The sequence below is a fragment of the Knoellia subterranea KCTC 19937 genome, assembly GCF_000768685.1.
Lineage (GTDB): Bacteria > Actinomycetota > Actinomycetes > Actinomycetales > Dermatophilaceae > Knoellia > Knoellia subterranea.
Genome location: NZ_AVPK01000007.1, coordinates 13,355 through 33,680 on the forward strand (window position 1 = coordinate 13,355; position 20,326 = coordinate 33,680).

Genomic DNA, 20,326 nt, shown 5'->3' on the forward strand with positions numbered 1-20,326 from the left:
GGCAGCCCTGTGGACGGTCCCCGTCAGACGGGGAGGAGGCGGCCCACGAACTCGCGGAGTTGGGCGACGTTGCGGCACTCGTGCATGTTGACGATCTCGCTGTAGCGCAGCGCCACCGAGTCACCACTGCCCCACATCCGCGCCGGCTCCGGGTTGAGCCATGACACGTGCCGAGCCCGACCAGCGATATCGCGGAGCATGTCGAACTGCGGGTCGGTGTGGTTGGACCGGGCGTCGCCGAGGATGAGGACGGCCGTGCGGTGGCCGATGGCGTCGATGTGGTGCTCGACGACATCGGCGAAGACCGCGCCGTAGTCGCTGTTGCGGTGCCACCGCGTCATCCGTGACAGGTCGTCGAAGGCGTGGCTGAGGTCGCTGCCGGGCGGCGCTCCCAGCACGTCCTGGGTGAGGTCGTCGACCCGGTTCACGAACCCGAGGATCCGAACCCGTCGGAACTGAGCGGCGAGGGCCTGCACGAGAAGGATCGTGAACCGCGAGAACCCTGCGACCGACGTCGAGAGGTCGCAGAGGATCACGAGGTCGGGTCGGTGCGGGCTCGCATGCTGAAGAGCAGGACGGATGGGTATGCCGCCCGTGCTGAGTGATCGACGCAGCGTGCGTCGGATGTCGATCGCCCCGCGCGACGCGCGTCGTCGGCGGGCCGCGAGCCGCGTCGCGAGTTTGCGGGAGAGTGGCTGGATGGCACCCCGGAGCTCGTCGAGCTCCGCCGGCCCGGCGAGGAGGAAGGGGGTCTGCTCGGACGGTGCGCGGACGGCATACCGGCTGATCCGTTCGGCGCCACGCGCCTCGGCGTTGCGACGACGGGTCTCCGCCTCGACGCGTCGGCGGAACGCCGTTACCTCGGAGCGGAGCTCGTCGCGGGTGAAGCGCGAAGCGAAGTTGTTGCCGCTGGGTGCGCCCCCGACCCCGGATCCTGCGCCGCCCGATCCACCGCTGCCGTCTCCCGAGCCGCCGGGAGCATCGGTGGCGGCGTCCTGCATGCGAGCGAGCGCCGCAGCGATGGCGGTCTGGGGGGCGAGGGTGTCGAGGGCCTGCTGCGCGGAGAAGGAGCCGGTCGTTGCGGCGTTGGCGAGGGCACCGAGTTCGGCGACGACACGGGCCGCGAGTTCGTCGAGGGCGCGCTCGTCGCCCGCAGCAAGGGCCCGGGCAAGGTCGTCGCGCAGCTCGGCGGCCCGGCTGCGACGGTCCTGAAGGGTCGCCGGGGGAGCGTCCGCGCTGACCCCCGCGCGCTCGCCGAGCGCCGCGGGGAACCACACGTCGAAGAGGTCGTCGAACACCTCGCGCTGACCTGCACGGCGCAGGAGGGCCGCGGCGAGTCCCTCGCGCAGGCGCTCGCGGTCGTCGAGTCCGAGGACATGGGCCACTGATCCGGCGTCGACGACCTCACTCGTGCCGACGACGACGCCGTGGCCGCGCAGGGCTCGGGCGAAGTGCACGAGTCGGGTGTCGAGGGCGGTGGACACGACTGTTCCGGTCAGGAGGCCGGGAGGTCGAGGGCGACGGCGGCGCGTTCGATGTCGTCCTGGTGCTTGAGGAGGACGCCGAGGTTGTCGCGGACGAGTTCGGCGCTGAGGTTGCCGTCCTCCGTTGCACCGAGTGCGATGAGGGTGCGGGCCCAGTCGACCGTCTCGGCGACGGAGGGGGCCTTGCGCAGGCGGAGTTCGCGCAGGCGGTGGACGAGGCGGACGACCGACTCGACGAGCGCATCGTCGAGACCGGGAGCGCGCAGCGTGACGATGCGCTGCTCGAGCTCGGCACTCGGGTAGTCGATGTGGAGGAAGAGGCAGCGGCGACGCAGGGCCTCGGAGAGCTCGCGCGTCGCGTTGGAGGTCAGGACGACGAAGGGCCGGTGCCTCGCCGTGATCGTGCCGAGCTCGGGCACGGTCACCTGGAAGTCGCTGAGGATCTCGAGGAGCAGGCCCTCGATCTCGACGTCGGCCTTGTCGAGCTCGTCGATGAGGAGGACGACCGGTTCCTCACTGCGGATGGCGGCGAGGAGCGGGCGGGCGAGCAGGAACTCGTCGCTGAAGATGTTGTCCCGCAACGCATCCCAGCCATCCGTCTGCTCACGCTCGGCGGTGATGCGGAGGAGCTGCTTGGCGTGGTTCCACTCGTAGAGCGCGCGCGCCTCATCGACACCCTCGTAGCACTGGAGCCGGATGAGGGTGGCTCCCGTCGCCGCGGCGACCGCCTTGGCGAGTTCGGTCTTGCCGACGCCGGCCGGACCCTCGACGAGCAGCGGTTTGCCCAGCTGGTCGGCGAGGAAGGTGGTCGTCGTGATGGCGTCCGAGGCGAGGTAGCCGGTGTCGGCGAGGCGCTCGCGGACGTCGTCGATGGAGGCGAAGCGTGTGGTCACCTCGTCATCCTGACACTCACGCAGTGGGCGGTTCCTGCGGGTGTGCGCCGCGTCGCCTCCGCACGATGGCGTAACCGGCTGCGCCGATCAGGAGGAGGAGCACGACGGGTCCGCCGCGGACCAGGAGGTTCGGACCGTCCTCGGCCGGCTTGGGATTCGTTGTCTTGGCAGGCGTGGCATCTGGCGAGGCCGTGGCCGAAGGGTTCGGTGAGGTTGGCGACGGTCCTCCCGACGCGGCATAGCTGGGCTCTCCCGTGATGTCGCCCTCGACGTCGACTCGGAACATCATGGGGACTTCAACGACTCCGCCTTGGCGGCTGAGTGGGATGGCGATGCGCAGGTAATAGTCGCCAGCCAGATCAGCCAGTGGTGTGCCGCGTCTCTCACGGTTGCGGTAGCGGACCTCGGCGCTCACCTGCTGGGTGTGCGCCTTCTGGCCGAAACTGCCGTAGCTCAGGCTGGCCTCGTCGACCAGCCCGCGATCGGGTGCGTAGAGGACGGGTGCGTAGTGGGTCAGCTGCTTAACTTGCTCGGTGACCGAGCCCGGAACCGGCGCGACGGACACCCGAAGGTGCTGACCCCATCCGACGGGGATGCGATAGAAGATCGTCTCGCCCGACATGTAGGTCTCCTGCCAGCTTCCAGGTGAGATGCGAGGGGCCGAAGAGAAGGACGGTCCGCCCACGACCGGCCGAGGGTCCGACGGAGCTGGTGCGACCTGGTCCGGATTGACCGAGCCGGCGGGCGGCAGTGCGTCCAGGGCGTCAACCGGGGGCTCCTCCATCACGAGGATCTCGGCCGGGTTCGGTGTGGCGCTGCCGGTCTCGCGGTCCAAGGTCAAAGTGACTGCGTCGGACGTGTTGCACGGCGACGGTCGCAGCTGAGAAGCACTCTTGGTTCCGGACACTCGCACTGTTCCATTGACAAGCCCGGCGAACGCGCTGGACCCGATTCGAGACGCGAGCCCATCGCCGCAGCCCTCATCGCCAGCAGCGAGGCGCAGCCGCACGAGCTCACGGTTTGCGGTCTCGCTGTAGGGCGGACGCATGGTGACGGCCACACGCAGCGTGGAGCCTGACATGGTGCGACGGACCGTGTAGTGCCGCCGGCCCGCGCCGGTCGTGAGGGTGTCGGTGTACTGGCCGGCGGTCAGTTCCGGGGCGCCAGTGGCAGCCGGCGTACCGACGACAGGGGTGCCGCTGACCGTGAAGGGGCGGATGGCGCGCTGGGACAGCTTGCTCAGCGAAGTGTTGAGCTGGTCAGCGTCCTTGGCGTCGAAGTAGCTGCCGTTGCCGGCGTCGGCGATGCACTGGAGCTGCGTGCGTGCCTTGGCGTTGACGCCGAAGCCGACGGTGTCGATCTGGAGGTCGATCCCGTTGGCGGTGAGCTTCTTGACGACCGGGCACGGGTCGGGGACGCAGGACTCTTCGCCGTCGGAGACGAGGACGATGTTGCGCTTGCCGTCGGCGCCGAGGTCCTTCATCGCTTCCTCGAGGGAGTGCGCGATGGGCGTTTCGCCGAGGGCCTTGATGGCGGCGATTGTCGTGGTCATCCCGGCCTTGTCGAGGGCACCGATGGGGTGGACGAGCTTGGTGTCGGCGCATGCGGCCGGGGTGGGCTTGCCTCCGCCGTCGACGGTGGCGCCGTACACGCGCAGTCCGACCTGGGCACTCTCGGGCAGGGCACCGACCACGCCGGTGAGGGCCTTCTTCGCGGCTTCGATCTTGGTCAGGCCGCTCGGGTCCTTGGCCTTCATCGACCCGGACGCGTCGAGCATGAGCAGCAGCTTCCCCGGCACCGGGTCGTCCGCAGTGACGCCGCTCGCCGAAGCCGGCAGCGCGGCGTGTGACCCGGCAGTCAGTGCCATGACGGCGGTTGTGCAGAGCGCGGCAAGGATCCGCATCGTTCTTCCCCCTCAGGTGATGGTGCGGCCACCGTAGCGTTTGCAATAGCAAACACGCAACCCGGCTGGCAGGGGAAGGCTACCCATCGGAGGTGGGCGGACGGCATACGCTGCGGTTCATGTCTCCCCGGGTGATCCACACCGCTCAGGCATTGGTCGATGTCGTCGTGGAGGTGCCAGCTCTCCCCAGACGAGGCGGCAACGTCATGGCGCCGCCGCCGAAGGAGTACGCCGGGGGAGCGGTCAACATCCTCCTCGCCGCCGCCCGCCAGGGCGCGGAGTGCGTGCACGCCGGCGCGACCGGTACGGGGCCTCATGGCGACCTCATCCGGAATGCGCTGGCTGCCGAGGGCGTCACGGTGTCGAGCCCTGTCGTGCCCGATCTCGACACCGGCATCTGCGTCGTCATGCTCGAGCCGACGGCGGAGCGGACCTTCGTCACGACACAGGCGGCTGAGCGGATCATCAGCGTCGAGTCGCTCCAGACCTCCGACCCGCAGCCGGGTGACCTCGTCTGCGTCAGCGGCTACTCGCTGACCGGCACAACGCGAGATCCGTTGCTGCAGTGGCTTGCTGGGCTCCCGAAGGGTGTCGAGGTCGTGCTCGACCCGGGGGCGATCTTCGAGGAGCTCGACGACGAGATCCGCACCCGGATGCTCGGCATCACGACGGTGTGGACGGGCAACAAGGAGGAGAGCGAGGCGCTCACCGGCGAGGATGACATCGTCGCCGCGGTCGCCCTCTGCATCGACCACCTGCCCGACGGAGCGGTTGCGATCGTGCGCGACGGGCCCGAGGGCTGCGCGGTCCATGTCGACGGCGAGACGACCGACCTCGACGGCTACCCGCAGAAGCCGGTCGACACCAACGGCGCCGGCGACACCCACACGGGCGTCCTCGTCGCCTGCCGAGCAGCCGGCATGCCGTGGGTCGAATCCGCGCGCCGCGCCAACGCCGGCGGGGCGATCAAGGTGACCCGACGAGGTCCTGCAACCGCCCCCACGGCCGAGGAGATCGACGCCTTCCTGGCCGAGAACGCCTGACGATTTGCGACAGGCGTGGCCGGTGTCCGCCACTGTCGCGAGTCGGCTGCGGTACGGGTTGGGCGGGTGGATCCCGAAAGGCGAGGTTGGACGACACCTCGATCGCTATAGGCGGCGGCCACGAGGGCTCGACGCATCGCGCCTCGAGGTCGCCTGAGCCGGCACCCCACCTCCTCATTTCCTGCTGCAACATGCCCCTGCCAGGGGCGGAATGAGGAACGCAAGCAGTCGGGCTCAGCTCGGGTGCCCCTCGGCTTCCTGGGACTCGGCGTCGGCGACGACCTGCTCGGCCTCGGCGACGGCGCGGGCGCGACGTCGGTCGAGCAGCAGCTTGCCGAGGCTGCCGACGACGACGGCACCCACGGTGCCGGACATGATCCAGGCGAAGGCAGAACGTTCGTCAGAGCGATCCATGGCCCCATCCTGCCCCAGCCGTCACGGGGGAGCACCCAGGTCCGCTCATAGGATGACCGTGTGACGACCGACGACGCACTGGAGCAGCAACGCGCCCTCTACGGCGCGCCCCTCTCCGAGCTGGGCGCCACCGTCCGGACCGGTCTCGGGCTCACCCAGGGCCGCCTGGCCGAAGTGCTCGGGTTGTCGGCCCCGATGCTGTCGCAGCTCCTCAGCGGGCAGCGGGTCAAGATCGGCAATCCCGCTGTCGTGCACCGGTTGCAGCGCCTTCTCGACCTCACGAGGGAGGCCGGGAGCCTCACTCCCGACGAGGTCATTGCCCGTCTCGCGACCATCCGTGAGGAGCAGCCCACGCTCACCGGTGCGGCGCACGACACCGACTCCGCGATGCGCCTCCTGGCGTCGTTGGGGACACCTGACCAGCTCCTCTCGACCGCCGCTGCCGCAGACTCCGCCGGCGCGGCACGGCTCGCCGAACAGCTTCGACGCGCGGCCGGGGTCGCCCGTGGGTGAGGTCTTCGCCGGGCGCTACGAACTGCTCGACACCCTGGGAGAGGGTGGCATGGGGACGGTCTGGCGCGTCTGGGACGCCCGCGAGGAACGGATCGTTGCCGCCAAGGTGCTGCGCCAGTCCGACGCGGTCTCCCTGCTGCGCTTCGTTCGGGAGCAGGCCTTCCGCGTCGACCACCCGCATGTCCTCACGCCGCTGGGGTGGGCGGGGGAGGACGACCGGGTGCTCTTCACCATGCCCGTCGTCGAGGGCGGTTCCGTGGCGAGCCTCATCGGTGACCACGGGCCGCTGCCACCTTTGCTGGCCGCCGAGATCCTGCGCCAGTTGATGAGCGCGCTCGACGCCGTCCACGCTGCCGGGATCCTGCACCGCGACGTCAAGCCCGCCAACGTGCTCCTCGCGGCGACCGGCACCGAACGGCCGCACACTTTCCTCACGGACTTCGGCATCGCCATCGAGCTGGACGGCGTGCGGCTCACGCAGACGGGACAGTGGTCCGGGACGCCGAGCTACACGGCGCCCGAGACCCACGAGGGCGCCGAACCCGATCCCACTGCCGACCTGTATGCCGTGGGGCAAGTCGGGTTGGCGATGCTCACCGGGGAGCGTCCGTCGGCTTCACCGACCCGCGCGGCCGGGGTGCCCGACGATCTCTGGTCCTTGCTCCTCGATCTGACTCGGGTCGACCCGCAGGCCCGACCCCAGACAGCCGCAGAGGCGCTGCGTCGACTCGAGGGACCCGAACTCGTGTGGCGTCCGGGCGCGATGGGTGAGGTGGAGGTGCTGCGCCACGTCCCCGAACCCCGCGACGGGTTGCACCAGGTCAATGCTCGGGCCGATGACGTCACGCACGTCCGACCGGGGGCGGTGCCGGAGGCGGTCGACGAGCCTGCGCCCGAGGCGCCAACTCCGGTGCAGGACAGGCCCGTTCGCCCGAATACGCCGACCTCGCCGGGGTCCCCGAACCGTCGTGGCCTCACGGTGCTCTTCGTCGCCATGGTGCTGCTGGCGCTCGCCGCGGGGGTGGTGGTGTGGTCCCCGTGGTCGTCCGACACTGGAAACCCACGCACACCGGCCACCACACCCGCCGGTACGTCAGGGACCAGCAATGGCTCGGAGAGCCCGACGACCGCTCCGACACCGACCTCCTCGCAGGGATCGGTCGGCGTCGGAACGGTCGTCGTGTCGGTCGGTCAGCCGTGCCAGTTCAGTGACGTCGGGGTCCGGGAGGAGACCGTCACGGGTGACGCCGTCGTGTGCCAACGGCGCACCGATGGCGCCTACGCCTGGGACCCGGCGCCGACCGGTTAGAGCTCGTGCGGTTGACGATCCTCGGCGATCACGGTGTCGTCATCGCGGCCAGAACCCTTGCGGCGCAAGGCTCCTGCCACCACGGCGCCCAGTCCGAGGACTCCGATGAGACCTCCGAAGATCCAGGCGAACGGGGACGGGTCGGCCTCTCGTGACTTGTGCTCCACGGTGTCCTCCTCGGTGGTGGGGTCTGTCGACTCACCCGACACGCTAGGCGACGCGGACGCATCGGGTGCGAGGCCGGCATACGCCGGCTTGCCCGTGGGCTCACCCTCGACGGCGATGTTGAGGCGCACGGTGAGCGGGATGGCGAGGCCGGGGGAGTCCTCGGTCGCGCGCCCGACGGCGAAGTAGTAGTAGCCGGGCTGTGAGACTTCCTGGAGTGCGGGGTAGTGGTAGCCGTTGCCCTGCACTCGCTTGTTGCGGTAGCGGACTTCGGGGGTGTACTCGGTGAGCGAGAATTGCGGCGAGCTTGCGCTGAGGTTCTCGCGGTTGTCCGGGTCCCCGCCGGCACGGGTGAGCGGGAAGAAGGACGGCGTCCAGGCGTCGACCGTGAAGAGGTTGTGGCTCGTCGACGTGAAGGTCGGCTTGGGTCCGACCGCGCCGATGTCGGCCGTGAGTGCGGCACGCTGACCGAAGTCGAGCCGGACGCGGTAGTAGATCTGCTCACCCGGGAGGATCGTGTCCTGGAACGTGCCGGGGGCCAGGGTGGGCGCATCGGCGAAGCCGCCGCCTCCGACAACGGGCACGGGGGCGCCGGTCGGCTTGGCCGTGAGCGGCGTGACCTTCTCCGAATCCACTCCCTCGGGGAGGGCCGACAGGTTCGTCACCGGCGGCTCCTCGATGTAGGCGAGCTGGACCGGGACCTCGCCGGGGGCGCCGTCCTTGTGGGTCAGGGCAGCGACGAGTTCGGGGGAACTGGCACACGGCTCGTCCTTGCCGGACTGCTCCGGGTCGGCCGCTTCCCAGCCGCCGGCCGTCGCCGCAGCGGTCATCGACGAACCCGAGCGGAAGAATTCGATCGCCGTGTCGTACTCACTGTCGCACTCCTCGCCATCGGGCGTCTGCAGCGTGACCTCCCACGTCTCGGCGTCCGTGGCGCCGCGATCCGCGGCCATCGGACGTGCCACGAGCGAGACGTGCACGACCGAGCCAGGGGTCCGCTTGATGCGGAGGTATCGGGGGTCGGCCCCGACCGCGAACGTGTCGCGGAAACGACCCGGCTCGAGGACCGGGGCGGAGGCCTGGTCGGGCGTCGCAGTCACGGGCGTGCCGTCGATGCTGAACGGGCGGAGAGCGCGTTGGCTGAGCTTGCTCAGCGACGAGGTGAGAGCGTCGGCGTCCCTGGCGTCGTAGTAGGTGCCGTTGCCGGCGTCGGCGATGCACTGGAGCTGCTGTCGTGCGTCGGCGTTGACGCCGAATCCGACGGTGTCGATCTGGAGGTCGATGCCGTTGGCGGTGAGCTTCTTGACGACCGGGCAGGGGTCGGGGACGCAGGACTCCTCGCCGTCGGAGACGAGGACGATGTTGCGCTTGCCGTCGGCGCCGAGGTCCTTCATGGCCTCGGTGAGGGAGTGCGCGATGGGGGTTTCGCCGAGGGCGGTGATGGCAGTGATGGTCTTCGTCAGACCCGCCCTGTCGAGGGGCCCGACTGGGTGGACGAGTCGGGAGTCGGCGCAGGCGGCGGCGGTGGGCTTGTTGTGCCCGTCGACCGTGGCGCCGTAGACGCGCAGTCCCACCTGGGCGCTCTCGGGCAGGGCGCTCACGACTCCGGTGAGGGCCTTCTTGGCGGCCTCGATCTTGCTCAGCCCGCTGGGGTCGGAGGCCTTCATCGACCCGGACGCGTCGAGCATGAGCAGCAGCTTGCCCGGCACGGGATCGTCCGCGGTGGCTACCGAAGCGGCCGGTGACGCGGCAGCGGCAGGTGCGGTGCCGGCATACCCGGCTGGTGTCACGCCGAGAAGGACGGCGACGGCGGCGAGAGCCGTCAGGATCGTGCGACGCATGGTTCCCCTCCAACAAGGTGATATTCGCTATCGCAAATCCACGCGGCGGGAACGGGGCGGATCAAGCGACTGTGATGGGGAGAACTCCCCATCGCGTACCGCTGCAGGGCGCGGGGACTCAGCCCAGGCGACCGAGGTCGTTCCGGCACGACTCCTCGAACCGGTCCAGCTCGCTCAGCGCCGCGTCGAGGTCGCGGCGGCGCTGCTCGAGATCAGAGCGACGCTCATCGATCTGGCCGAGGACGTACTCGAGCTGGCTGCGGCGGCCGCGCGGTGCGTCGTAGAGGTCGATGATCGTGCGGATCTCCTCGAGCGGAAAACCCAGCCGCTTGCCGCGCAGGATGAGGCCGAGTCGGGTCTTGTCGCGACGGTGGTAGATGCGCGTCGTGCCCACTCGTTCGGGGGAGATGAGGCCGAGGTCCTCGTAGTGGCGCACGGTTCGATGGGTCACGTCGAACTCCTCGGCGATCTCACGGATCGTCCAGGTCTGTTCGGGTGCCTTCGCGCGGGTTGCCACAGGCACGAGTATTGCTTTACGTTTACGTCAACGTCAAGACAATCAGCAGGTATGCCGGGTGGCTGCGACCCAGCCCACCGCACCTTGGGAGGAACACCGATGTTCGAGCTCAGCCAGGACCACGAGGACTTCCGCAAGGTCGTGCGCGACTTCGCCGAGCGCGAGGTCGAGCCGCACGTCGCGCAGTGGGACAAGGACCACCACTTCCCGACCGACCTCGTGCCCAAGATGGGTGACCTCGGGCTCTTCGGACTCGTTGTCCCCGAGGAGTTCGGCGGCAGCCTCGACCCGGAGGAGGGTGGCGCGTTCACGAGCCTCTGCGTCGCCATCGAGGAGCTCGGGCGCGTCGACCAGTCGATCGGCATCACGCTCTCCGCGGGCGTTGGCCTCGGCATCAACCCGATCCTCACCTACGGCAACGACGAGCAGAAGCAGCAGTTCCTGCCCGACCTCGTTGCTGGTCGCGCCCTCGCCGGCTTCGGCCTCACCGAGCCGGACGCCGGCTCCGACGCGGGCGCCACCCGCACGAAGGCCGCGCGTGACGGCGACGAGTGGGTCGTCGACGGCGCCAAGGCGTTCATCACCAACTCGGGCACCGACATCACCTCGGTCGTGACCGTCACCGCCCGCACCGGCACCGACAGCAACGGCAACGCGGAGATCAGCGCGATCATGATCCCTTCTGGCACACCGGGATTCACCGTCGAGCCGGCCTACGACAAGCTCGGCTGGCACATCTCCGACACCCACGGTCTGACCTTCCAGAACTGCCGCGTCCCCGAAGGGAACCTCCTCGGCGAGCAGGGGCAGGGCTTCAAGCAGTTCCTCAAGACCCTCGACGACGGCCGCATCGCCATCTCCGCCCTCGCCGTCGGCATGGCGCAGGCGATGCTCGAACTGTCGACGGATTACGCCAAGACCCGCACCGCCTTCGGTCGTCCGATCGGCTCCAACCAGGGTGTGTCCTTCCAGGTCGCGGACCTCGCCGTCTCGGTCGAGGCCGCCCGACTCCTCACCTACAAGGCCGCCTGGCTCAAGGACGAGATGGAGGCCGGTCGCCGCTCCCTCAAGGAGGTCAAGCAGGCCGCGTCGATCGCCAAGCTCTACTCGAGCGAGGCCGCCGTCACCGCGACCCGCATCGCCGTCCAGATCTTCGGCGGCAACGGCTTCATGGAGGAGTACCCCGTCGCCCGCTTCTACCGCGACGGCAAGATCCTCGAGATCGGTGAGGGCACGAGCGAGGTCCAGCGGATGCTCATCGCGCGCCACCTCGGCCTCGGTGCCTGACAGAGTGATCGGTATGCCGGTGAGTGAGTCCGACCCGAAGGTCGCCGATGTTCGTGCCCGACTCGAGGCGGCACGCGCCGCGTCGGCGTCACCGCCCGACAAGGCCGCGGCCAAGCTCGCCCAGCAGGGCAAGCTCTATGTCCGCGACCGCATCGCCCTGCTCGTCGACGAGGGGTCGTTCGTCGAGGACGGCCGCTACGCCAACGCGCTCGCCAAGGGTCTGCCGGCCGACGGCGTCGTCACCGGACGTGGCACTGTCGATGGTCGGCCGGTCATCGTCATCGCGAACGACCCGACCGTGAAGGCCGGCTCGTGGGGTTCGCGCACGGTCGAGAAGATCGTGCGTGCCACCGAGATGGCGCTGCGCGAGGAGCTCCCGGTCTTCTGGTTCGTTGACTCCGCCGGCGCCCGCATCACCGACCAGGTCGAGATGTTCCCCGGGCGTCGCGGCGCCGGCCGGATCTTCCACAACCAAGTGGCACTCTCGGGCAAGGTCCCGCAGATCTGCTGCCTCTTCGGCCCGTCGGCCGCCGGTGGTGCCTACATCCCGAGCTTCACCGACCTGCTCATCATGGTCGAGGGCAACGCGTCCATGTATCTCGGCAGCCCTCGCATGGCCGAAATGGTTGTGGGAGAGAAGGTTTCGCTCGAGGAGATGGGCGGTGCGCGCATGCACTGCACCGTCTCCGGCGTCGGTGACATCCTCGCCGCCGATGACACCGAGGCCATCGAGCTCGCGAAGCTCTATTTCTCCTACGTCCCGCAGAACTGGCGTTCACCGCTTCCTTCGTATGCCGGTGAGTCACCCTCCGCTCCCCTCACCCGAGCGTCGGTCCCGGAGCGGGAGAGCCAGCCGTTCGACGTGCACGAGGTCATCGACGGGCTCGTCGACGACGACAGCTTCTTCGAGATCAAGGCGCTTTTCGCGGCCGAGCTCGTCGTGGGGTTCGGTCGGATGGACGGAGAGACCGTCGGAATCGTCGCGAACAACTCGATGGTCAAGGGTGGGGTGCTCTTCACCGACAGTGCCGACAAGGCGGCCCGGTTCATCTGGTTGTGCGACGCCTACTCGATCCCGCTCATCTATCTCGCGGACGTGCCTGGCTTCATGATCGGCTCCGAGGTCGAGCGGGGTGGCATCATCCGGCACGGCGCCAAGATGGTGTCCGCGGTCTCGTCTGCAACGGTGCCGCAGTTCTGCGTCGTCGTCCGCAAGGCCTACGGCGCCGGGCTCTATGCCATGGGTGGGCCCGGGTTCGGTCCGGACGCGACGATCGCGTTGCCCACGGCGCGCATCGCGGTCATGGGGCCGGAGGCCGCGGTCAATGCGGTCTACGCCAACAAGATCGCCGAGGTCGAGGCGGCCGAGGGTGCGGAGGCTCGCGACGCCTTCGTCGCGGCCCGTCGTGCGGAGTACGAAGAGGACGTCGACCTCGAACGCCTCGCCGCGGACCTCGTCATCGACCACATCGTCGAGCCCGAGGACCTGCGCGCCGAGCTGCTCCACCGCCTGCGCTACGCCGCTGGAAGGGATCGGGCGTTCGCGACCAAGCGACGCGGCATACCTCCGGTCTAGAAACTGGGCTGGTCACAACCAACCACTGGTAGCCAGACTTCCCTAAGGTGTCACCCGTTCGGGTGACGCGGGGGTGTCCCAACTGACTACTCAGGAATGGTCATGACTACGGCTGCACGACGTCGCCCCGGGCGGGCACATGTCCTCACGAGCGTCGCCATCACCTTCGGCGCGGGTTGCATTGCGGTGGGTACGGCGGGTGCCGTGCTCCTGCCGCAGGGCAGTCCGGATGCGACGAGAGTGGTGGCTGCGGACGTGCTTCGCCCAGCCCTGCAGCCCGTGAGGACGACGACGCCCGATGTCGTTTCGCGCAACGGACCGGCCCCGCTCGAGTCGCCAGGCGTGGTGCACGGCGCGGGACCGGAGCGGGTCGACGTGGCGCCGTCGATCGCCGCGGTTCCATCGGAGAAGTCGGCGGCTGAGCGTGCGGCGACCGCCGACGCCGCAGAGCCTTCCGCCGATGACGGCACGACGCCCAGTGGTCTCGGTGTCGATGTCGATGTCGAGTTGAGCCTCACTGGGCCGACGCCTGAGATCGCGTCGACGACGCCGGCCCCGGCGAGCTCCCCGGCCACGACGACCAGGACTCCACGGTCGACGGCCAGCGCGACGCCGTCATCGAGCCCGACTCCACCGTCAGCGACGACCCGGCCTGCACCGGAGCCGGCTCCGACGCCCGAGCCGGTGCCCGAACAAGAGGGCTCACTGCTCGGTGGCCTGCTCGGGCTCCTCTTCGGCCGGTGATCGCGCCGTCCAGAGCGGCCGCGTGCCGTGGTCCCGGGTCAGCCCTTCGTGGCTCGACGCAGAGTGCGCCATGGGATGCCGAGCTCCGCGAGAAGCTCACGCAGCAGCGGGAGCGAGACACCCACGACGTTGGAGGGGTCGCCTTCGATGGCGCGGACGTAGGGCGCTCCCAGACCGTCGAGGGTGAACGCGCCCGCGACGTGCAGCGGTTCGCCCGTCTCGACGTAGGCCGCGATCTCGTCGTCATCGACCTCGGCGAAGTGCACCGTCGTCGACGCCGTTGCGCCGAGGACACCGTTCGTCCCGCCGTCCTCTTCGGCCCGATCGTCGACGAGCCAGTGGCCCGTGTGCAGGATGCCGGACCGACCGCGCATGCCTTGCCAGCGGGCAGTTGCGGTGTCAGCGTCACCCGGCTTGCCATGGATCTCACCGTCGAGTTCGAGGACCGAATCGCAGCCCAGGACAACGGATTCCGGCTCGTCGTCCGCCACGCGTGCCCGAGCAACGGCCTCGGCCTTGGCTCGGGCCAACAGCAGCGCGACGTCCGCCGGTTCGAGCGGCCCGGAGAGCTCCACAGCCCGGGCGAGCACAGCGTCCTCGTCCACGTCGCTGACGTGGACGACGGGTTCAACACCAGCGGAACGCAAGGTGGCGAGGCGTGCCGGGGACGCGGACGCCAGGACAAGGAAGGATGCCGACAACTCATGCGAGGCCATGACGCCAACCGTATTGCGACGAGGATGGCGCGACCATCTCGGGCCGGGGTGGGTCGCCCATGAGGAACGAATCGTCAGGAGCGAACTCGATGAACGACCGTCATCGCCCCGGTGGCCCGCGCACGCGGGCCTACGGGATGCTCCGAGTGCTGCTGCTCTCCGGAGTGGCGTTGGTCCTCGTCGGTGCGTTCGGCGCCTCCATCCAGGGCATCACGAGTGATGGGAGAGGCCACGCCTACCCGGGCGTCGCACGTGACGGCTCCATCACGCCCTCACCCATCGACCCGGGAGGCGCGTCGTCCGGTGCGGTGCCGATCACGCCTGGCGACGCAACGGGTACACCCACAGCCACGGCGACCGCCACGCCCACCGACGCGGCATCGGCCACCGGTGCGCCCACGGTCACACCCACCCCGAGCGACGGCACGCCCAGTCCCGAGACTTCCGAGCCGACGTCGGAGGAGCCCAGTACCTCGCGCACCTCCGCCCCGCCCCGACCTGCTCCGCCCCGGACGGCCTCGACGACGTCATCGCCGACTCGGACATCGCGGCCCCAGCCGTCACCCTCCCCGACCGACGACGACACGTTCTTCGACGACCTCGTGGACATCTTCCGCCCGCCGAGCTAATTCTCCGTTACCCCGTACCTTTCTGGATGAGCTCCTCGGGCCTCCGGGCCTCGCACCTTCGTCGCTCGTGTCCTCGGCCTGTCGTCGCTCAGCCGAGCACCTCGTCCACGAAGCACCACCGCCACGCCTCGCCCGGCTCCAGTGACCGCATCACCGGGTGGCCGTCGGCGGCATAGTGCGCACTCGCGTGCTTCCCTTCCGAGGAGTCGCAGCAGCCGACATTGCCGCACCGGGTGCACACCCGCAGATGCACCCAGGTCATGCCGAGACGGAGGCAGTCCGAGCACCCCTCGGGGCTCAACGGGACCGCGCAGTCCGGTTCGCCGGCGAGGTGGTCGCAACCGCTGGCGACCTGCTCCGGAGCGAGGAGTGGAGTGTCACGAATGGCCGCCGCCCGGGCCGACGACCAACTGATCGCGGCCTCCTCGGCGTCGAGCTGGGCCAGGACGCTCGACAGGATCTCGTGGTCCACGTCGTCCTCGTCACGGATCCGGACGAGCTCGCGCCGCTCGGCCTCGAGCATCGACATGCGCAGCCGCCGGCGGACCTCGCTGGGCGGCTCGGCCTCGCGCGGCCCCAGGGTGCCGAGCCGCTCCCAGATGCGGTTGACGCGCAGCGCCGCTTTGTCCCGAAGTTCCTGTGCCGCAGCGGGATCCACGTCGGACTCGTTGTCGAGTGCTCGCAGTCCTGCACCTGTGGCAGCCTGCACCACGGTCGCCTCCTGGAGGGCGTCCTCGCGGGGATCCGGGCCACGAACCCCGAGCGCGCGGGCGAGCGCGGGCAGGGTCGACGACTGGAGGGCGAGCGTGCCGACCGTGACGATCATTGCGACGAGGACGAGCGTCGGCCGCTCGGGCGTGAGCTCAGGAAGGGTGAGAGCAGCCGCGAGGGTGACCACCCCTCGCATCCCGGCCCAGGAGGTGACGGCGACATGGGAGGCCGAGACCGGCATACGGTCTCGTGCCACACGGTCCGCAAGCCATGTGAACGGGAACATCCAGATGGGTCGCAGGACGAGGACCGCGGCGAGCACGGCGAGGCCGATGACCACCGCGCGCCCGAGCGAGATCTCGCTCGCCCGGACGTCCGCCACGGTGCTCGAGAGCTGGAGCCCGATGAGGAGGAACACCGCGTTCTCGAGGAGGAACGTGATGCTCGCCCAGTTGACCCGTTCGCTCAGCCGTGAGGCCGCGGACTGGAGCACGATCGACTTGTGGGCGAGGAGCAGGCCCGTGGTGACGACCGCGAGGACTCCGCTCGCGCCGAGCTGCTCGGCCGGGAGGTAGGACACGAACGGCGCGGCAAAGGACAACACCGTGTCCGACGTCGCCTCGGTGAGGTGCTTCCGGATGTGGCCGATGAGGACGAAGACGACCCACCCGACGCCTACTCCTCCGACGACGGCGAGGCCGAAGTCACGGGCCACAGAACTCACGGATACCGGCCCGTGAGAAGCGAATCCGTGATGTGAGGTTGCCAAGCCCGCTGCGGCGATCGCGGTCCGGAGCGTGACGAGAGCGGTTGCGTCGTTGAGGAGCGATTCGCCCTCGAGGATGGTCGTGATGCGCCGGGGGAGGCCGATGCCGCGGGCGACGGCCGTGGCGGCCACCGCGTCCGGGGGAGCGACGATGGCGCCAAGCGCGACGGCCACGGCGAAGGGGATCGAGGGTACGAGCCACCGCACGAGGAGCGCGACACCCAACGCCGTGAAGAGCACGAGTCCGACCGACAGGCCGAGGATCGGCAGTCGGTTGGCTCGGATGTCGACGAGCGAGGTGTTGAGGGCTGCGGCATACAGCAAGGGCGGGAGCAGGCCCAGAAGCACGACATCCGGGTCGAGGGAGACCTCGGGGATGAAGGGCAGGACCGATGCGATGAGTCCGACGACAAGCAGGGCGATCGGTGATGGCAGCCGCAGCGGTGCGCTGAGGCGCGCCACGAGGATGACGGTCACGGCGATGGCGGCGAGCGTGAGTGCGAGGGTCACCGGGACATTGTCTGCCACGCGCTCACGACGGCGTCCATCCCGCGAGGTTGAGGTCTTGCGGCGTCTGGTTACGCGCCAGTAGGTTCTCGGTTACCGCCGAGTACAAATCACCTCGAACAAAGGCTGACAATGACGTCACGCATGTTCCGTCGGGCTCTCGTCCCGATCGCTGCCCTCGGCCTGGTGGCCGCGCTCGCAGCCCCCGCGCACGCCGGTTCCGACTCGATTCCCGGCACCGCGGGGGCGGGCACCGTCACCGGCGTGGCCGAGCCGTCGCGCCCGGCGTTCTACGACCCACCCGCCACGATCCCCGGCACGCCCGGGACGATCATCCGCAGCGAGCCCGCGACCCAGTGGCTCGACCCGCTCGGCTTCTCGAACCTCACGATGTCGTCGACCCGTGTCATGTATGCGTCGAAGAACCGTGTGGGCCGCCCCATCGCGGTCACCGGAACCATCTTCGAGCCCAAGGCCCCGTGGATCGGTCTGAGCTCGCGTCCCCTCATCAGCTTCGCCCCGGGGACGATGGGCATCGCCGACAAGTGCGCACCCTCGCGCCAGCTCGCCGAGTCGTTCACGATGTACGAGATCCTCTTCATGCAGGGGTTGTTGACTCGCGGTTATGCCGTCGCGCTGACGGACTATCAGGGCCTGGGGACCCCCGGCACGCACACGTACATGCAACGCGTCGCCCAGGGCCAGGCCGTTCTCGACATCGCCCGGGCCGCGCTGAAGCGCTCGGGGACGAGCCTACGGAGCACCACCCCGGTGGGCTTCTACGGCTACTCTCAGGGCGGTGGGGCTGCGGCCGCCGCGGCCGAGCTCGCGGGCAGCTATGCCCCGGAGCTCCGGGTCAGGGGCACCGTCGCCGGAGCCGTCCCCGCGGACCTCGGCGCCGTGGCGAAGAACCTCGAGGGCAGCTTCTACGCCGAGTTCCTCAACTTCGCGCTCCTCGGGCTTGCTGCGGACAACGGCATCGACATGAGCGGCTACCTCAATGAGGCGGGCAAGCAGGTCGCCCGGGCCACCGAGGGGCACTGTGTGTTCGACCTGGCCGCCGGTGCGTTCCAGAACTCCTCGAGGCTCACCCTCGACGGACGCAAGGTTCCCGCCTACCTCGGAGAGGCGCCCTTCAAGGGGATCCTCGCGGCCAACCGCATCGGCAACCTCAAGCCCAACGCTCCGGTGCTCGTGTCCCAGTCGCTGCTCGACGACGTCATCCCCTACGCCGTCGGCAAGCAGCTCGCCAAGGCCTGGTGCGGCAAGGGCACCAACGTGCGCTTCTCGACGAACGTCGGCCCCACCCACATCGGTGGCGCTTTTCCCTCCTCGGCCGAGAGCTACGCGTTCTTCGAGGCACGCTTCGCCGGGCTGCCGCAGATCAGCAACTGCTGGACCATCTGGTGAGTTCGGCTCTCTGACAACGCTTTTCGCGGTTTGAAGACCGAGTCCACGCAAAGGTATGCCGTCCGCGAAACAATCGCGGCCGGCATACCTTTGCGGTTGTGCTCAGGCGCGCATCGCCTCGACGAGGACGTCGAGACCAACCGAACCCACGTCGAGAGCGCGACGGTGGAAGGCCTTCGCGTCGAACGAATCGCCCTCTCGCGCAGCGGTTTCGTCGCGCAGCTGCATCCAGATGCGCTCGCCGATCTTGTAGCTCGGCGCCTGCCCCGGCCAGCCGAGGTAGCGGTCGAGCTCGAAGCGCAGGGACGCCTCGTCGTTGTTCGCGTGGGCGCTGAGGAACTGCCACGCCTTGTCGTAGGTCCACTCGCCGCCACCGACCTCGGCGGGCGCCTCGAAACCGCAGTGGATGCCGATGTCGAGGACGACGCGGGCGGCACGCAGCGACTGGGCGTCGAGGAAGCCGAGGTAATTGCCGGGGTCGTCCATGAAGCCGAGCTCGACCATGAGCCGCTCGGCGTAGAGGGCCCAGCCCTCGCCGTGGCCGCTGACCCAGCAGAGCATCCGGCGCCAGCGGTTGAGGAGCTCGGCGCGGTAGGTCGTCTGCGCGATCTGCAGGTGGTGGCCGGGGACGCCCTCGTGATAGACCGTGCTCAGTTCGGCCCAGGTCCCGAACGTCTCGACACCCTTGGGCACGGACCACCACATGCGGCCGGGGCGGGTGAAGTCCTCGCTGGGGCCCGTGTAGTAGATCCCGCCGGTGTGGGTCGGCGCGATGCGACACTCGATGGTGCGCACGGGGTCCGGGATGTCGAAGTGCGTGCCGCCGAGGAGGTCCATGACCTCGTCCGCCTTGGTCTGCATCCACCGCTGGAGTTCGTCGGTGCCGTGGAGCTGGTATGCCGGGTCCACGCCGAGCGCCGCGATGGCGTCCTTGACGGTGGCGCCGGGCTTGATTCGGTCGGCGGTGCGCTCCATCTCGGCGGCGAGTCGGGCCGTCTCCTGCTGGCCCCACGCGTAGGTCTCCTCGAGGTCGACCGTGGCCCCGAGGAAGGTGCGGCTCGCGAGCTGGTAGCGCTCACGACCGATGGCGTCCCGGGTCGGGGCGCGGTGCAGCAGCTCGGTCTCGAAGAAGGTGCGCAGGTCGCCGTATGCCGCGGCGGCGCCCTGGGCGGCCGCCGTGAGTTCCTGCTGGCCCGCGTCGGGGAGGGGAGCGCCGTCCTTGGTGCGGGCGCCGGTCGCGAACTTCGTGAAGAACCCGTCGTCGCCGACGAGGTCGTCGCACTGCGTGATGCACGCCTCGATCTGGCGCTTCGCGGAGACGTGCCCACGGTCGGCGGCCGTCGAGAGGGAGGTGCGCCACTGCTCGAGGGCGGTCGGGAGGGCGGTGAGTCGACGGGTGATGGTCGCCCACTGCTCTTCGGTGTCCGTCGGCATGAGGTCGTAGACGTCGCGCAGCGACTGGAGCGGGCAGGCGAGGACGTTGACCTCGCCGAGATGGTGACCGGCTTCGTGGATGTCGATCTCGAGCTGGAGCCGCTCGCGCATCGCGGCCACGGTGACGCGATCGATGTCGTCGGCGGGCTCGGCGGTGGCGAGGTCGGCGAGGGTGGCGCGGGCGAGTTCCGCCCGGGCGTCGTGGCCAGCGGGGGACAGGTCGTCATACTCGTCCTGGCGCACCGGCACCCCGAGATAGGTCGCCTCGATCGGGCTGAGCTGCATCGTGGCGTCGAAGTGCCGTTCGGCGATGGCGTCGATCGCGGTGGGCGTGCGTTCGGTGGTGCCGTCGGCCGAGGTGTGGGTGTCTGAGGAGGTCTGGGTCACCCGCTCGACGCTACCTGTGACCTCGGGTCGCCTTCACACCAATTCCTGCCCGCGCGTTCGTCGAAAATGGCTTCGGG

The 20,326-nt window shown here is 69.5% G+C and carries 17 protein-coding genes; 8 read left to right on the forward strand and 9 right to left on the reverse strand.

Going from position 1 to position 20,326, the window contains the following annotated elements:
• Positions 1-23: 23 nt before the first annotated feature.
• The 3 genes from N803_RS12130 to N803_RS12140 are packed head-to-tail and all read right to left on the reverse strand — an operon-like array spanning position 24 to position 4,244.
• Positions 24-1,484, reverse strand: coding sequence for a VWA domain-containing protein (locus N803_RS12130; RefSeq protein WP_052112234.1), 1,461 nt, complete (start codon positions 1,482-1,484; stop codon positions 24-26).
• Between the two features lie 11 nt (positions 1,485-1,495).
• Positions 1,496-2,377: an AAA family ATPase gene (locus N803_RS12135; RefSeq protein ID WP_035905758.1), complete on the reverse strand. Its 882-nt coding sequence runs from the start codon at positions 2,375-2,377 to the stop codon at positions 1,496-1,498.
• 16 nt (positions 2,378-2,393) lie between these two features.
• Positions 2,394-4,244 carry a VWA domain-containing protein gene (locus N803_RS12140; RefSeq protein ID WP_245617229.1) on the reverse strand — a complete coding sequence of 617 codons (1,851 nt, stop codon included), beginning with the start codon at positions 4,242-4,244 and terminating at the stop codon, positions 2,394-2,396.
• A 155-nt stretch (positions 4,245-4,399) separates the two neighbouring features.
• On the opposite strand from N803_RS12140, the gene N803_RS12145 reads away from it, so the two are divergent.
• Positions 4,400-5,323 (forward strand): PfkB family carbohydrate kinase, encoded by a 924-nt coding sequence (locus N803_RS12145; RefSeq protein WP_035905762.1) that lies wholly within the window; start codon positions 4,400-4,402, stop codon positions 5,321-5,323.
• 234 nt (positions 5,324-5,557) lie between these two features.
• On the opposite strand, the gene N803_RS12150 is transcribed toward N803_RS12145, so the two are convergent.
• A complete protein-coding gene (locus tag N803_RS12150; protein WP_035905764.1) occupies positions 5,558-5,737 on the reverse strand; it encodes a hypothetical protein in 180 nt (59 codons plus the stop codon).
• Between the two features lie 60 nt (positions 5,738-5,797).
• Between N803_RS12150 and N803_RS18925 the strand changes: the two genes are divergently transcribed.
• Together N803_RS18925 and N803_RS17605 are read left to right on the forward strand one after the other, a co-directional pair.
• Entirely contained in the window at positions 5,798-6,250 is a 453-nt protein-coding gene (locus tag N803_RS18925) for a hypothetical protein (protein WP_052112235.1), read from the forward strand.
• Entirely contained in the window at positions 6,243-7,559 is a 1,317-nt protein-coding gene (locus tag N803_RS17605; RefSeq protein ID WP_052112236.1) for a serine/threonine-protein kinase, read from the forward strand. The genes N803_RS18925 and N803_RS17605 overlap by 8 nt, the downstream gene beginning before the upstream one ends.
• Here N803_RS17605 and N803_RS12165 read toward each other — a convergent pair.
• On the reverse strand, positions 7,556-9,565 hold the full coding sequence (locus N803_RS12165; RefSeq protein ID WP_035905769.1) for a VWA domain-containing protein: 2,010 nt from the start codon (positions 9,563-9,565) through the stop codon (positions 7,556-7,558). The genes N803_RS17605 and N803_RS12165 overlap by 4 nt on opposite strands.
• A gap of 118 nt (positions 9,566-9,683) precedes the next feature.
• Positions 9,684-10,082: a MerR family transcriptional regulator gene (locus N803_RS12170; protein WP_035905771.1), complete on the reverse strand. Its 399-nt coding sequence runs from the start codon at positions 10,080-10,082 to the stop codon at positions 9,684-9,686.
• A 99-nt stretch (positions 10,083-10,181) separates the two neighbouring features.
• Here N803_RS12170 and N803_RS12175 point away from each other — a divergent pair, with 99 nt between their 5' ends.
• The 3 genes from N803_RS12175 (at position 10,182) to N803_RS12185 (ending at position 13,689) form a co-directional block, all read left to right on the forward strand.
• Positions 10,182-11,369 carry an acyl-CoA dehydrogenase family protein gene (locus N803_RS12175; RefSeq protein WP_035905773.1) on the forward strand — a complete coding sequence of 396 codons (1,188 nt, stop codon included), beginning with the start codon at positions 10,182-10,184 and terminating at the stop codon, positions 11,367-11,369.
• A gap of 13 nt (positions 11,370-11,382) precedes the next feature.
• Positions 11,383-12,945, forward strand: coding sequence for an acyl-CoA carboxylase subunit beta (locus N803_RS12180; RefSeq protein WP_035905775.1), 1,563 nt, complete (start codon positions 11,383-11,385; stop codon positions 12,943-12,945).
• Between the two features lie 102 nt (positions 12,946-13,047).
• Positions 13,048-13,689: a hypothetical protein gene (locus N803_RS12185; RefSeq protein ID WP_156969775.1), complete on the forward strand. Its 642-nt coding sequence runs from the start codon at positions 13,048-13,050 to the stop codon at positions 13,687-13,689.
• Positions 13,690-13,727: 38 nt separating this feature from the next.
• On the opposite strand, the gene N803_RS12190 is transcribed toward N803_RS12185, so the two are convergent.
• Positions 13,728-14,405, reverse strand: coding sequence for a Maf family protein (locus N803_RS12190; protein WP_035905779.1), 678 nt, complete (start codon positions 14,403-14,405; stop codon positions 13,728-13,730).
• 89 nt (positions 14,406-14,494) lie between these two features.
• Here N803_RS12190 and N803_RS12195 point away from each other — a divergent pair, with 89 nt between their 5' ends.
• On the forward strand, positions 14,495-15,034 hold the full coding sequence (locus N803_RS12195) for a hypothetical protein (protein ID WP_035905781.1): 540 nt from the start codon (positions 14,495-14,497) through the stop codon (positions 15,032-15,034).
• A gap of 88 nt (positions 15,035-15,122) precedes the next feature.
• Here N803_RS12195 and N803_RS12200 read toward each other — a convergent pair whose 3' ends face one another.
• Positions 15,123-17,021, reverse strand: coding sequence for a Na+/H+ antiporter (locus N803_RS12200; RefSeq protein WP_035905782.1), 1,899 nt, complete (start codon positions 17,019-17,021; stop codon positions 15,123-15,125).
• A 129-nt stretch (positions 17,022-17,150) separates the two neighbouring features.
• Here N803_RS12200 and N803_RS12205 point away from each other — a divergent pair, with 129 nt between their 5' ends.
• A complete protein-coding gene (locus N803_RS12205; protein ID WP_084764459.1) occupies positions 17,151-18,428 on the forward strand; it encodes a lipase family protein in 1,278 nt (425 codons plus the stop codon).
• A 102-nt stretch (positions 18,429-18,530) separates the two neighbouring features.
• Here N803_RS12205 and N803_RS12210 read toward each other — a convergent pair whose 3' ends face one another.
• Positions 18,531-20,249, reverse strand: a complete 1,719-nt coding sequence (locus N803_RS12210) for a DUF885 domain-containing protein (RefSeq protein ID WP_035905784.1) — start codon at positions 20,247-20,249, stop codon at positions 18,531-18,533.
• Between the last annotated feature and the right edge of the window lie 77 nt (positions 20,250-20,326).

What these genes read in the sequence shown, in the direction of transcription:
- N803_RS12140 (WP_245617229.1), bottom strand. Translation starts at nt 4,244, where the DNA reads ATGGCACTGACTGCCGGGTCACACGCCGCGCTGCCGGCTTCGGCGAGC.
- N803_RS12145 (WP_035905762.1), top strand. Translation starts at nt 4,400, where the DNA reads ATGTCTCCCCGGGTGATCCACACCGCTCAGGCATTGGTCGATGTCGTC.
- N803_RS12150 (WP_035905764.1), bottom strand. Translation starts at nt 5,737, where the DNA reads ATGGATCGCTCTGACGAACGTTCTGCCTTCGCCTGGATCATGTCCGGC.
- N803_RS12165 (WP_035905769.1), bottom strand. Translation starts at nt 9,565, where the DNA reads ATGCGTCGCACGATCCTGACGGCTCTCGCCGCCGTCGCCGTCCTTCTC.
- N803_RS12175 (WP_035905773.1), top strand. Translation starts at nt 10,182, where the DNA reads ATGTTCGAGCTCAGCCAGGACCACGAGGACTTCCGCAAGGTCGTGCGC.
- N803_RS12180 (WP_035905775.1), top strand. Translation starts at nt 11,383, where the DNA reads ATGCCGGTGAGTGAGTCCGACCCGAAGGTCGCCGATGTTCGTGCCCGA.
- N803_RS12185 (WP_156969775.1), top strand. Translation starts at nt 13,048, where the DNA reads ATGACTACGGCTGCACGACGTCGCCCCGGGCGGGCACATGTCCTCACG.
- N803_RS12190 (WP_035905779.1), bottom strand. Translation starts at nt 14,405, where the DNA reads ATGGCCTCGCATGAGTTGTCGGCATCCTTCCTTGTCCTGGCGTCCGCG.
- N803_RS12195 (WP_035905781.1), top strand. Translation starts at nt 14,495, where the DNA reads ATGAACGACCGTCATCGCCCCGGTGGCCCGCGCACGCGGGCCTACGGG.
- N803_RS12205 (WP_084764459.1), top strand. Translation starts at nt 17,151, where the DNA reads ATGACGTCACGCATGTTCCGTCGGGCTCTCGTCCCGATCGCTGCCCTC.